This window comes from Streptomyces sannanensis (genome assembly GCF_039536205.1).
Taxonomy (GTDB): Bacteria; Actinomycetota; Actinomycetes; order Streptomycetales; family Streptomycetaceae; genus Streptomyces; species Streptomyces sannanensis.
This window is the reverse complement of the sequence record NZ_BAAAYL010000001.1, coordinates 509176-521420: the sequence shown is the minus strand read 5'-3', so window position 1 is coordinate 521420 and position 12245 is coordinate 509176. Positions and strand designations below refer to the sequence as shown.

Annotated in this window: 9 protein-coding genes and 2 pseudogenes; 7 read left to right on the top strand and 4 right to left on the bottom strand. The window is 70.4% G+C overall.

What is annotated here, in order from left to right; translation table 11 throughout:
- The first annotated feature begins 70 nt into the window (after positions 1 to 70).
- Both ABD858_RS02380 and secD read left to right on the top strand, forming a co-directional pair.
- The gene (locus ABD858_RS02380; RefSeq protein WP_345034204.1) at positions 71 to 520 is read left to right on the top strand and encodes a hypothetical protein; all 450 of its coding nucleotides are present in this window, start codon (positions 71 to 73) and stop codon (positions 518 to 520) included.
- 45 nt (positions 521 to 565) lie between these two features.
- On the top strand, positions 566 to 2803 hold the full coding sequence (secD, locus tag ABD858_RS02375) for a protein translocase subunit SecD (RefSeq protein ID WP_345034203.1): 2238 nt from the start codon (positions 566 to 568) through the stop codon (positions 2801 to 2803).
- Between the two features lie 215 nt (positions 2804 to 3018).
- Here the strand turns inward: secD and ABD858_RS02370 are convergent.
- Positions 3019 to 3285, bottom strand: a pseudogene (locus ABD858_RS02370) (cytochrome P450); the annotation flags it as partial.
- Positions 3286 to 3343: 58 nt separating this feature from the next.
- Positions 3344 to 4045, bottom strand: coding sequence for a ribonuclease H family protein (locus ABD858_RS02365; protein WP_345034201.1), 702 nt, complete (start codon positions 4043 to 4045; stop codon positions 3344 to 3346).
- A gap of 249 nt (positions 4046 to 4294) precedes the next feature.
- Here ABD858_RS02365 and ABD858_RS02360 point away from each other — a divergent pair, with 249 nt between their 5' ends.
- The 3 genes from ABD858_RS02360 (at position 4295) to ABD858_RS02350 (ending at position 7253) form a co-directional block, all read left to right on the top strand.
- Positions 4295 to 4543 carry a ferredoxin gene (locus tag ABD858_RS02360; RefSeq protein ID WP_345034198.1) on the top strand — a complete coding sequence of 83 codons (249 nt, stop codon included), beginning with the start codon at positions 4295 to 4297 and terminating at the stop codon, positions 4541 to 4543.
- Positions 4540 to 5931 carry an NAD(P)/FAD-dependent oxidoreductase gene (locus ABD858_RS02355; RefSeq protein ID WP_345034196.1) on the top strand — a complete coding sequence of 464 codons (1392 nt, stop codon included), beginning with the start codon at positions 4540 to 4542 and terminating at the stop codon, positions 5929 to 5931. The genes ABD858_RS02360 and ABD858_RS02355 overlap by 4 nt, the downstream gene beginning before the upstream one ends.
- Positions 5932 to 6020: 89 nt before the next feature.
- Positions 6021 to 7253 carry a cytochrome P450 gene (locus ABD858_RS02350; protein ID WP_345034194.1) on the top strand — a complete coding sequence of 411 codons (1233 nt, stop codon included), beginning with the start codon at positions 6021 to 6023 and terminating at the stop codon, positions 7251 to 7253.
- Between the two features lie 160 nt (positions 7254 to 7413).
- Here the strand turns inward: ABD858_RS02350 and ABD858_RS02345 are convergent, their stop codons facing one another.
- Both ABD858_RS02345 and ABD858_RS02340 read right to left on the bottom strand, forming a co-directional pair.
- A complete protein-coding gene (locus ABD858_RS02345; protein WP_345034192.1) occupies positions 7414 to 8076 on the bottom strand; it encodes a response regulator in 663 nt (220 codons plus the stop codon).
- The gene (locus tag ABD858_RS02340) at positions 8073 to 9197 is read right to left on the bottom strand and encodes a sensor histidine kinase (protein ID WP_345034191.1); all 1125 of its coding nucleotides are present in this window, start codon (positions 9195 to 9197) and stop codon (positions 8073 to 8075) included. The genes ABD858_RS02345 and ABD858_RS02340 overlap by 4 nt, the downstream gene beginning before the upstream one ends.
- A gap of 246 nt (positions 9198 to 9443) precedes the next feature.
- Here ABD858_RS02340 and ABD858_RS02335 point away from each other — a divergent pair.
- Positions 9444 to 9839: pseudogene (locus tag ABD858_RS02335) on the top strand (DUF6223 family protein); the annotation flags it as partial.
- 31 nt (positions 9840 to 9870) lie between these two features.
- Positions 9871 to 12048 carry an MMPL family transporter gene (locus ABD858_RS02330; RefSeq protein WP_345034188.1) on the top strand — a complete coding sequence of 726 codons (2178 nt, stop codon included), beginning with the start codon at positions 9871 to 9873 and terminating at the stop codon, positions 12046 to 12048.
- The last annotated feature ends 197 nt before the right edge of the window (positions 12049 to 12245 follow it).

Below are 12245 nucleotides of genomic sequence, written 5' to 3'. Positions count from 1 at the left end.
CGACTGCGGGCCGCCCACACCCGAGTACCCGAACCCGCAGCCACGTCCATGTCCGAGAAGAGGAGGCCGCATGCCCCGCGCTCGCGCGGCCTCCGCCACCGCCCGGCGCCCGGCACGTCTCCGCGGCCTGCTGCCGGGGAAACTGGCCGTCCTTGTCGGCCTCCTCTGTCTGCTGGGAGTTCTGGGAACCCTGGCCCTCGGTCCCGGCGCATCCACGGCGACCGCGTCCGGCGACCGCACGGCAGCGGCCGAGATCCTCTCCCACGGCACCGACGCCGACGACCTGTGCACCGCCGACTGCGGTACGTCGCCACGCGTGTTCCGGGCCACCCTGGACGAGCGGGTCGCCTCGCACCCTGTCGGCGTATCCATCGCGGTCGGCTCCGTCTTCTTCCGGCCCCCGTGCCAGCGGCCGCCACCGCCCGCGCCGGACACCGCCGCACAGCCCCAGCACACCGCGTGTCACACCGGGCGGGCACCGCCGCCCTCCGCAGGCATCCGACGTCCCCCTGACTCCTGACCGCGCCCGCCACCGCGGCCGCGGCACGCCTGCTGGAGGCAATCCTTGACACGCGCCACACGCGTGCGGGCGTTGTTCGCCCTTGCCGTACTCGCACTGTCCGTCTACATCACCCTGACCGTTCCCGCCCGCCTCGGCCTCGATCTGCGAGGCGGCACCCAGATCGTGCTGGAAACCCGTGATTCCCCCACGGCCAAGGCCGACGCCGAGGCCACCGACCGCACCCTGGAGGTGCTCCGGCGCCGCGTCGACGCGCTCGGCGTGGCAGAACCCACTCTCGCTCGTTCCGGAGACAACCGGATCATCGTCGAGCTGCCCGGAGTCCAGGACCCGCGCAAGGCCGCCGATGTCCTCGGCCGCACGGCCCAGCTCACCTTCCACCCCGTCCTCGGCCCGGCCGACCCCGCCGCCCCCTCGCCCGAGCCGCGCCCCAAGAGCTCCGAGGAGCGGGTTCTCCCCGATGAATCCGGGCAGCCGCTGCGCCTGGGCCCGTCCGCTCTCACCGGCGCGGACGTCGGCGGCGCCGAAGCCCTCACCGATCCCCAAAGAGGCGTCGGCTGGTTCGTCACCGTCGACTTCGAGGGCCGGGGCAAGGATCTGTGGGCCGATCTGACAGGCAAGGCCGCCTGCGCCCCGGCCGACGATCCCACCCGCCGGGTCGCGATCGTCCTGGACGACAAAGTCATCTCCTCGCCCCAGGTCTCCCCGACTGTCGCCTGCCGCACCGGCATCAGCGGCGGATCCACGGAGATCACCGGCAACTTCAGCCCCGACGAGGCAAAGGAGCTGGCCCTGCTCGTGAACGGCGGCGCTCTCCCGGTACCGGTGGAGATGATCGAACAGCGCACCGTCGGCCCCACCCTCGGCGCCGAGGCCATCGAGGCCAGCGCCCAGGCCGCCATCATCGGCACCGTACTGACCTCGCTGTTCCTCATGGTCGTGTACCGGCTCCTCGGCGGCCTGGCCACCCTGGCCCTGGCCTGCTACGGGGTCATCTCCTACGCGGCCCTGGCCGCCCTCGGCGCCACCCTCACCCTCCCCGGTCTGGCCGGTTTCGTCCTCGCGATCGGCATGGCCGTGGACGCCAACGTGCTCGTCTTCGAACGGGCCCGTGAGGAGTACACGGCCCGAAGGAGCAAGAGCCTGCGCTCCGCCCTGGCCGCCGGATTCCGCAACGCCTTCAGTGCCATCGCCGACTCCAACATCACCACGCTCATCGCCGCCGGACTGCTGTTCTTCCTCGCTTCCGGACCCGTCCGCGGCTTCGGGGTCACCCTGACCATCGGCGTCCTCGCCTCCATGCTCAGCGCCCTGGTCATCACGCGGCTCCTCGCCGAATACGCCGTCGCCCGACGCGCCGTTCGGCGGCGCCCCGGCGTCTCCGGCATCACCACCACCGGGAAGGTCCGCGACTGGCTCACCCGCCGCGATCCCGATCTGATGCGCCACCGGCGGCGCTGGCTGGCGGGTTCCGCCGTGGCACTCGTCCTGGCCACCTCCGGCATCGCGGTCCGGGGACTCAACTTCGGGGTGGAGTTCACCGGCGGACGGCTGATCGAGTACTCCACCACCGCACCCGTGGATGTCGACCGTGCCCGGGACGCGCTCGCCGACGCCGGTTTCCCTCGCGCCGTCGTACACACCTCCGGGGACGGCGACCTCACCGTGCGCACCAGCAAGCTGTCCAACGCCGAGGAGGCGAAGGTCAGCGAGACCATCGCCGGCCTCGGCGGGAAAACGGAGAAGGTCCGCGACGAGCTGATCGGCCCCAGCCTCGGTGAAGAGCTGCGACGGGGCGCCGCCATCGCACTCGTCGTGGCCCTGGGCGCTCAGTTGCTCTACCTCGGGATCCGGTTCCGCTGGACGCTCGCCACTTCCGCGGTCGTCGCGATGGCCCATGACGCGCTCATCCTCGTCGGTGTCTTCGCCTGGTTCGGCAAACCCATCGACGGGGTCTTCCTGGCCGCCCTGCTGACCGTGATCGGTTACTCGGTCAACGACTCCGTGGTCGTCTTCGACCGGATCAGAGAGCTGTCGGCCGACAATCGCAGGACACCCTTCGCGCGCATCGCCAACACCGCGATCCTCCAGACCGTGCCGCGCACCGTCAACACCGGCATGGGTGCGGTGTTCATCCTGTCCGCCCTCGCCGTGCTGGGTGGCGACTCGCTGACCGACTTCGCCCTCGCGCTGCTCATCGGAATCGTCGTAGGCACCTACTCGTCGATGTTCACCGCGGCACCCCTGGCCATCGAACTCCAGGCCCGCGCCGGCAGGAAGTGAGGTCCCTTTCCTGACAGGTGTCCGGGGCGATGACGCCGCCGCCGGCGTCATCGCCCCGGACCGGTTCGCCGGCGGCTCACAGCTCCACGAGGAGCTCCTTGGGCCCGCGGATCACGAAACCGCGCCCCCAATCCGGCTCCGCCGCGAGCCGCATCGTCGGCGCGTCCCATAGCAACACTCGGAAGGAAGTCGCCGGTTCGACCCGCGCCGGCGGGGCGCCGATGGTCCAGGTCCAGCATCCCGTGGTCGTTGAGGACATGGAACGGCTCGTGCTCGGGCGGCGGGGTGCAGCCGAACTCCTCGTGCGTGAAGCGGTGCAGATACGTTCGCCCCAGCCGGCGGTCGCGGAGCAGTGCGCTGACGCCCGCGTGTGGCGGTTCGAGCCACTGCCGGGCCGGTTCGAACCAGTGCACGAGCTCCGCACAGGCCGGGCAGGGGCCGGCGACGAAGTCGGCCGACCAGGCGCCGAACGCGTCGGTCACACATCGACCGTACCGGGGTGCCCACGCCGGGTGCGGGCGTTCACGGTCACCCGTTCTCTCAGGCGGCGCAGCCCGGGTGGCCCCAGCCCTGGTCGAGCTTGGTGATCGCCTCGCCGGCCCCGTACTGCCGGCCGCAGGCGCAGCGGCCCGGGAACTTCGCCTTGATGGTCCGCACGCCACCGCCGGACGCGGAGCCGCTCCGCTGCGTGCCGTAGGCCCGCTTCTTCGCCGACGCGGACCGGGTGCGCGACGGGGCGCTGCGGGCCGGTGCGGGCTCGGGGAGGCCGGCGTCGCCGAGTGCCGTGCCGGCCGCCTGCTGCCGCGCGGCCGCGTCGCTGGCGGCCTGGTCGGCGATCGCGTTCAGCCGGTCGCCGTCCTCCTGATGCGCGGGCACGTAGCGGAACTCCACTTCCCGGCCGGCCAGCAGCACGTCGATGCGCTCGACGAGCTCGCGGTTGGCGACGGGGCTGCCGCCGGAGGTCTTCCAGCCGTTGCGCTTCCAGCCCGGCAGCCACTGGGTGACGGCCTTCATGGCGTACTGGGAGTCCATCCGCACCTCGACGGCCGTCCCGGCGGGCACCGCCTCCAGCAGACGCTCCAGAGCGGTGAGTTCGGCGACGTTGTTGGTGGCCCTTCCGAGAGGTCCGGCCTCCCAGCGCTCCGGGTTGCCCTGGGCATCCGCGATGACCCATGCCCATCCGGCGGGTCCCGGGTTGCCCTTCGAAGCCCCGTCACAGGCGGCAATGATGCGTTCAGACATCCCACGATCATGTCAGTGCCGCGGACCGACCCTTCCCTAACAATCGTTTGGTCGAAGTGGGAGGGCGTCACCCGCGAGGCTTGGGCGGCGTGGACGGGGGAGTGGCCGCTCGCCGGTCACCGGAGCGGATCTCCCGACGGGCCACGCCGCCGCGTTCGCCCGATCACTCGTTCGGCTCACCCGGAAAGCGGAGACGCACTGGCGCTCCCATGCTGGCGTGGGGAAATCGACTGGAAGGACGGGGCCTTGATGAGACTCGTCGTGGACCTGAACCGATGCCAGGGATACGCGCAGTGCGCGTTCCTCGCGCCCGATGTCTTCGCCATGCACGGCGAGGAGGCGCTGTCCTACAACCCAAGGGCCGACGACGCGCAGCGCGACGATGTGATGCGCGCCGTGAAGGCGTGTCCGGTCCAGGCCATTCTGGTGGATCAACTGGATGAATCAGGCGAGAAGGGCGGCAGGTCCGCCGTGGCGGGGGAGGGGGGCGTCCGGTGACCGGTGACGGATATGTCGAATGGCTCAAGCGCGAGGGACGGATCGTCATCGTGGGCGCCTCCCTGGCCGGTCTGAGGGCGGCGGAGACCCTGCGCGAGGAAGGCTTCGCGGGTTCGCTCACGATGATCGGCGACGAACCGTACGAACCGTACGACCGGCCGCCGCTGTCCAAGCAGGTCCTGCTGGGCAAGGCGTCCGCCGAGCACACCGCGCTGCCCCGGCGCCGGGCCATCGACGCGCGGTGGCGGCTCGGTGTCGCGGCCACCGGGCTGGACATGGCGGCCAGGCGGGTACGGCTGGCCGACGGCGACGAGGTGGAGTACGACCGGCTGCTGATCGCGACCGGCGTGCGGGCCCGGCCGTGGCCACGCAAGGAGGAAGCGGAGCTCGACGGGGTCTTCGTGCTGCGCACGCGCGACGATGCTGTCGAACTGCACCGCCGGCTCGCGGGCGGACCCCGCCGGGTGTTCGTGATCGGCGCCGGTTTCACCGGTTCGGAGATTGCCTCCGCCTGCCGGGAGCAAGGGCTCCCGGTCACCGTCGCGGAACGCGCGGCCGCGCCCCTGGTCGGCCCGCTGGGCGGTGTGATCGGCGAAGTGGCCGCTCGCATGCAGCGGGAGCACGGAGTGGACCTGCGCTGCGGTGTGATGGTCACCCGTCTGGAGGGCGACTCGACAGGCCGCGTGCGCGCGGCCCATCTGTCCGACGACGCCAAAGTCGAGGCGGACGTGGTGGTCGTCTCGCTCGGCGCGACCCGGAACACCGAATGGCTGGCCGGATCCGATCTCGGCGCCGGCCCCCGGGGCATCGCCTGCGACGCGGGCTGCCGGGCCTTCGACTTCCGGGGCATCGTCACCGACGACATCTACGTGGCCGGTGATGTGGCGCGGTCCCCTCACCCGCTGTTCGGATACCAGTTCCTCTCCCTCGAACACTGGGGCAACGCGGTGACACAGGCCGAGGTCGCCGCGCACAACATGATCAGCGTCAGCGTCGACCGCCGGCCGCACATGTGGGTGCCGGCCTTCTGGTCCTCCCAGTTCGGGGTGAACATCAAGTCGGTGGGCGTGCCGTCCATGGGCGAGGAGCTCCTTGTCGCACAAGGGTCGCTCGCCGAGGGCAGGTTCACCGCTGTGTACGGCTACCAGAACCGCGTCATCGGCGCCGTGGCCTTCGACCAGTCGCGGTGGCTGCAGTTCTACCAGCATCTGATCGAGACCACCGCACCGTTCCCGCCGCCGTTTCCGACCGTGGACCGCCGCCCCGAGGGACGGCATCCGGTCCCGGCCGACTTTCCCGACCCCTCGGTGCCCACGCACGGCCCGACCGTCACCCTCAGCGGCTACTCGCCGGCCGACCGCCGGCTCACCTTCACCCCCGGCCGCTGACCGCCCGCCGCCCGAGGCCGGCAGAGCCGCATCCACCGCCCGGCATGTCTCCGGCGACGCCGGCCGGGCCCACGCCACCAAGGACCGTCATGACGCAAGCCTCGCTCCTGCGGCAGATCACCGATTACGCCAACCGCGCCGACCCCTACCCCCTGTACAAGGAGCTCCGCAGGACGCCGGTGCTCCGCGACGAGGACGGCCCGTACCTCGTCAGCACCTACTGGGAGATCCAGAGCCTGCTCCATGATCCGCGGACCAGCTCCGACGCCCGGAACCTCGCCACGACCGGTGGCTACGGTGCGACGCCGCTGGAGGAGACGTCCCTGCCGCCCAGCTTCATCCGGCTCGATCCACCGGAACACGACCGGCTGCGCCGGATGGCGATGCGCTCCTTCGGGCCTCCGCACACCCCGCGCCGTATTCACGACATGCGCGACGCACTCCACGCGATCGTCACCGACCTCATCGACGGCCTCGGGAACACGGACCGGATCGATCTGGTCGAACAGTTCTCCTACCCGTTTCCCGTGACCGTGATCTGCCGGCTGCTCGGGGTTCCGCGCGAGGACGAGGCGCACTTCCGTACCTGGGCCGACATCATCGCGGCCAGCCTGGACCCCGTTCCGGGTGAGGATCCGACCGAGCGGGACCGCACCACCCAACAGGCTCGGAACGAGCTGGGCATGTACCTGGCCGGACTGGTCGAGGAACGCCGTCGCAAGCCCGGTGAGGACATGCTCTCCGAGTTGGTGACCGGCAAGGGCCCGGACGGGACCATGACGACCATGGAGGTACTCAGCACCTCGGTCCTGCTGCTGATCGCCGGCCATGAGACGACGGTCAACCTCATCACCAACGGCATGCTCACCCTGATGCGCCACCCGGAGGTCCTTCAGCGGCTGCGGAACGAACCCGGTCTCGCCGTCCCGCTCGTCGAGGAACTACTTCGCTACGAGCCGCCGGTGCAGTTGATCCCGCAGCGCACCACGATCGCGGACATCGAGGTCTCCGGCGTCACCATCCCCAAGGGCGCGTCGCTCTGGCTCGTACTGGCCTCCGGCAACCGGGACCCGGAACGCTTCACCGACCCCGACCGGTTCGACCCGGACCGCAAGGACATCCAGCATCTCGGGTTCGGCAGCGGCATCCACGCCTGCTTCGGCGCGCCGCTCGCCCGGTTGGAGGCACAGATCGCGCTGACCGAGCTGGCCCGCAGGCTCGACAACCCCCGCCTGCTGGAGGACCCGCCCCCCTACCGCCAGAGCGCCGTCCTGCGCGGCCCACGCCATCTGCACTTCGCCTGCGACGGCATCCGGCCCTGAACCCGGCCGCACCGACGACGCGTTCGCCGGGGCGGACCGGACGCCGCCTCGGCGAGATGGGGCCGGTGCGCGCCCTTCTAAGACCTCGGGGTGCCCGGCGCAGGTGTACGAAGGGGTCCGGCCGAGGTGAGCCCAAAAGTCATGGCGGGTTGCGGGCCCTTCAGTGGTTGCGTGGGGCTACCAGGCCGGATTCGTAGGCGAGGACCACGAGTTGGGCGCGGTCGCGGGCGTCGAGCTTGGCCATGGCCCGATTGATGTGGGTTTTTGCGGTCAGTGGGCTGATCACCATGTGGTCGGCGATCTGGTCGTTGGACAGGCCCTGTGCGACCAGGGCGACGGCCTCGCGTTCGCGGCTGGTCAGCTTTTCCAGCCCGGTGCCGGTGCTGGTGTTGACCGGCTGGGCGATGTACCTGTTGATGAGCTTGCGGGTGATCGAGGGAGCGAGCAGGGCGTCGCCGCGCGCGGCGACGCGTACGGCGTGCAGGAAGTCTTCCGGCACGATGTCCTTGACGAGGAATCCGGCAGCGCCGGCGCGCAGCGCGTCGAAGACGTATTCGTCCAAGCCGTAGTTGGTCAGGATGACGACGTGCACCCGGGCCAGGGCAGGGTCCGCGGCGATGCGCCGGGTCGCCTCTATGCCGTCGACGACCGGCATCTGGATGTCGATGAGAGCGATGTCGGGCAGGTGTTCCCTGATCAGAGCCAGGCCTTCCTTCCCGTCGGCAGCCTCGGCCACCACCTCGATGTCGTCCTCAAGGTCGAGGAGCGCGCGGAATCCGCTGCGAATGAGCGGCTGGTCGTCGACCAGCAGGACGCGGATCATGACGTCCGGTCCACGGGGAGTTCGGCCTGAACGGTGAAGCCGTGCTCGCTGAGCGGTTCGGCGCGAAGCCTGCCGCCGAGGGCGGTGACTCGTTCGCGCATGCCGAGCAGCCCGATGCCGGGCGTCGGCGCGGTGTCCGGCGTGGCCTTGCCGTCGTCATCGACGCGTATCGCGAGGGCGTCGGGCCGGTAGTCGATCCGGATCGACGCGGTAGCGGCGGCGGCGTGGCGGGCGATGTTGGTGAGCGACTCCTGCACGATCCGGTAGGCGGTCCGGCCCACCGCGGCCGGCACGTCGTGCCGCTGTCCTTCGATCGTCAGCGTCGCCTCCAGGCCGGCCCTGCCGGCCCGCTCCACCAGTTCCGGGATGTGGTCGAGCCCGTGCGGCGGGGTCGTGTCGTCGTCGCGCAGGGCCTCCAGGGTCGCACGCAGTTCCCGGCTCGCCTCACGTCCGGCCTCCTGGATCGCCAGCAGGGCCTCCGACACCTGTTCGCCACGCCTGCGGGCCACATGGACGGCGACTTCGGACTGCACCTTGATGATCGAGATCTGGTGGGTGAGCGAATCGTGCAGTTCCCGCGCGATGTGCAGCCGCTCTTCGTCGGCGCGGCGCCGCGCGGTCTCCTCCCGGGTGCGCTCTGCTTCGTCCGCCCGCCGCTCGGCCTGCCGCAGCGCCTCCCCCGCGGCGCCGGCCGCAATCAGCCAGGCCACCTCGAGGGCCCCGCGGGCCTGCGCGAAGGCCTCACCCGTGTCGTTCAGGGAGGCCAGGGCCGCGAGGGGGAGAGCGGCCAGCATGGTTACGCTCGCCGCCACCGTGATGGTGCGGTGTCCCGCCCGCATGGCGGCGTACACCGCGAACAGGTAGGCGACGGCGGGCACGTCGAAACCGGCCGCCTGGTAACCCACCGCGCACAGCCCGGTGACGGTCAGGACGGGAACCGGAGCGCGGCGGCGCGCGGCCAGCGCCAGGCCTCCGGCCGTGAGTAGCGCGTAGCCGAGCAGGTCGAGGTTCGTGGCGGAGTGCTGCCCGGACAGCCCGGTGGCCAGCAGCGCCACCGCCACGCCGACGGCGATCGCCCAGTCTCTGACATCGGCCGGGACACGGAACCGTCCTGTACTCATGCGCGCACCCTAACCGGATGTCGCTGCGGGTGAGTCCTGCTTGCGGACGAGCGGCTGTCTACCGCGCCCGCAGTACCTTCGCGGCGCCTGCGGCATCCGCAGTAAACCGGGTGCGCCATCGGCGGCAGCCCAAAGTGCCTGCGTCTGCGGGACGACCGGCGGTGGGTCCGGCGGACATGATCAGGCGACGTCCAGTCGTAGGAGGAGAAGGAGCGCCTCATGTCAGTCGGATTCGTGCTTGCCGCACCGGCGGCCGGGCACGCCTCGGTCCAGTCGGCCGCCGCCAGTGTCTACGCCATGAGCGCCGGGCGAATCGGGGCCATCGTGGCCGTGTCGGTGGGGCTGATCGGTGTGATCATCGGTGGGCGGGCTCTTGCCCGCTCCGCCGGTCGTCCCGGCACCGGCTCCAGGCGAAACAGGGCTGTCGCGGCCCTGGTGGCAGGGCTGATCGGCATGGCCCTGGGTGGGCTGGTCGTGGCCACCTCCGACGGTGGTATCGGCACCGGTAACGGGCTGGGCGGGGCCATCGTGGCCCTGGTCGTGGGGCTGATCAGCGTGGTCCTCGGTGGGCTGGCTCTGGCTCGCTCGCGCCGCGCCGGCTCACCGGCTGACCGCAGCACATACGAGCGCGCGCTCGGATGAGAGAGAGGAGACAGGGCTCGAGGAGAAGATGATGGCAACCGACACTCCCCGTACGGATGGAGCTCTGGCGAGACTCGCCCGGTTCTGTTATCGGCGGCGCCGCCTGGTCCTTCTGGCCTGGATCGTCGGCGTGATCGCCGTGGCGTTCGCCGGCTTCGGCTACGGCGCCGCCTCCGACAACGACTACTCCGGTGGAGACTCCGGGTCCGCCAAGGCGCAGGCTCTGATCGAGAAGCACTTCCCCGAGCAGCAAGGGGACACGCTGACTCTCGCGATCAAGGCAGAGAAGGGGATCGACGACCCCGCCGCCCGGCAGAAGATCGAGAAAGTCATCGCCCATCTGGACGCCTCACCCATCACAGGACCGGTGACCTCGCCGTATCAGGACAAGGACCTGGTGACGAAGGATCGTCGTATCGCCCGTACGACCATCCCGCTGACCGACATGGATGCGAAGAAGACCGACGTCAAGCCCCTGGTGGACTCGGTCAAGGACGCCTCGGGCGACGGCGTGACGCTGGGGCTGGGCGGGAAGACGGCGGAGAAGGCCGAGACACCTCCGCAGGGTTCGGCCGAGCGCGTGGGCGTCCTGGCGGCCGCGGTGATCTTGTTCATCGCCTTCGGGTCACTGGTGGCGATGGGCCTGCCGATCGTGACCGGGCTGATGGCGGTGCTCGGCGGGATCGCCCTGATGAAGCTCGTGGGGCACCTGGTCCCCTCGCCCGATTTCACGGTGTTCGTCGCCGCGTTGATCGGGCTCGGTGTCGGCATCGACTACGCACTGTTCATCCTGACCCGCTACAAGGACAGCCTGCAGGACGGCGACGGGCCCGAGAGCGCCACGGTCAAGGCCATCACCACCGCGGGTCACGCGGTGCTGTTCGCGGGCACGACCGTCGTGATCGCGCTGCTGGGCCTGATCGCCATGGGGCAGAAGATGATGACCGGGGTGGCCATCGGCGCGTCGGTGACCGTGCTGGTGACGATGATCGCCGCGGTGACCCTGTTGCCGGCGTTCCTGGGCTTCACCGGCCACAGAATCAACTCGCTGCGTCTGCCCCGTCGAACGAATCGTCGGCACGGGGCCGACGGCGTCCCGGCCCGGGAGCGCCGTACCCCCGCCGAGCGCTGGGTCGGCGTGGTACAGCGCAGGCCGCTGGTCGCCGCGATTCTGGCCGGCGCGAGCCTGCTGGTGCTGGCCGCCCCCGTGGTGTCGATGCGGCTGAGCCTGCCCGACGCCAGTGTCGAGCCCCACGACAGGAGCAGCTACACCTCATACAAGATTCTTTCCGAGGGCTTCGGTCCCGGCTACGGCGCACCCCTGATCTTCACCACCGAGGTCGACTCCAAGGACGCCGCTCTGCGTCCCGTCGTCGAAGCGGTCAGGAAGACCGAGGGCATCGCCTACGCAACGCAGGCCCGGGTCAGTAAGGACGGGCAGGCCGCCACCTTCATGGCCTTCCCCGAGACCGGGTACCAGGACGAGGCCACCGCGGACCTGGTGCACAAGCTCCGCGACGACGTTCTGCCCCAGGCATCCGGCGGTGAAGGGGTCTACGTCGGCGGCCCGAACGCCGGCGCGATCGACTTCGCCGAGGACACCGGCTCGCACCTGCCCCTGATGATCGCGGTCGTCATCGTGCTGTCCCTGGTGCTGCTGATCGCGCTGGTCCGGTCGGTCACGATCGCACTGCAGGCCGCCGTGATGAACCTGCTGTCGATCGGCGCCGCCTACGGCGTGCTGGTAGCGATCGTGCAGTGGGGATGGCTGGGTTCGGCCGTCGGGTTCCCCACCGACATGCCGATCACGACCTGGGTGCCGATGATGATGTTCCCGCTCCTGTTCGGTTTGTCGATGGACTACGAGGTCTTCCTGATCTCGCGGGTCCGTGAGGAGTACGAGCGCACCGGCGACACCCGCATGGCCGTTGCTCGCGGGCTGGCGCGGACCGCCAAGGTCATCACGGCCGCGGCCGCCATCATGATCGCCATCTTCACGACCGCCCTGCTCGGCCCCGACGTCTCAATCAAGCAGATCGGTCTGGGCATGGCCGTCGCTGTGCTCGTCGACGCCACCATCATCAGGATGGTCCTCGTCCCCGCAGTGATGGAACTGTGCGGCAAGGCCAACTGGTGGATGCCCGGGCGCCGGGCACCGAAGGCGACCTCGGCTTCGCAGGCCGGGATCGGGGAAGAGGCCAGAGTCTGACCGATCTCGGGTTACTGGCACATGGTTTGCCGCTCGGTGATCAACGGCACCCCGATTCGGACGCGTCGGCGCCCACGACGACCGGGCCGACGGAGAGCATCGAGGCCCGGATCCCCGTGGGTTCAGGGAAACCGAAGCTCCTTCAGCGCGAACCCACGGGTCCACCGGTGTGCGTCAGGCCGATGCATCCGTGGGTT

Excerpts from the sequence above, each read along its gene's own strand:
- ABD858_RS02380 (WP_345034204.1), top strand. The coding sequence starts at position 71 with ATGCCCCGCGCTCGCGCGGCCTCCGCCACCGCCCGGCGCCCGGCACGT.
- ABD858_RS02365 (WP_345034201.1), bottom strand. The coding sequence starts at position 4,045 with ATGTCTGAACGCATCATTGCCGCCTGTGACGGGGCTTCGAAGGGCAAC.
- ABD858_RS02360 (WP_345034198.1), top strand. The coding sequence starts at position 4,295 with ATGAGACTCGTCGTGGACCTGAACCGATGCCAGGGATACGCGCAGTGC.
- ABD858_RS02350 (WP_345034194.1), top strand. The coding sequence starts at position 6,021 with ATGACGCAAGCCTCGCTCCTGCGGCAGATCACCGATTACGCCAACCGC.
- ABD858_RS02345 (WP_345034192.1), bottom strand. The coding sequence starts at position 8,076 with ATGATCCGCGTCCTGCTGGTCGACGACCAGCCGCTCATTCGCAGCGGA.
- ABD858_RS02340 (WP_345034191.1), bottom strand. The coding sequence starts at position 9,197 with ATGAGTACAGGACGGTTCCGTGTCCCGGCCGATGTCAGAGACTGGGCG.
- ABD858_RS02330 (WP_345034188.1), top strand. The coding sequence starts at position 9,871 with ATGGCAACCGACACTCCCCGTACGGATGGAGCTCTGGCGAGACTCGCC.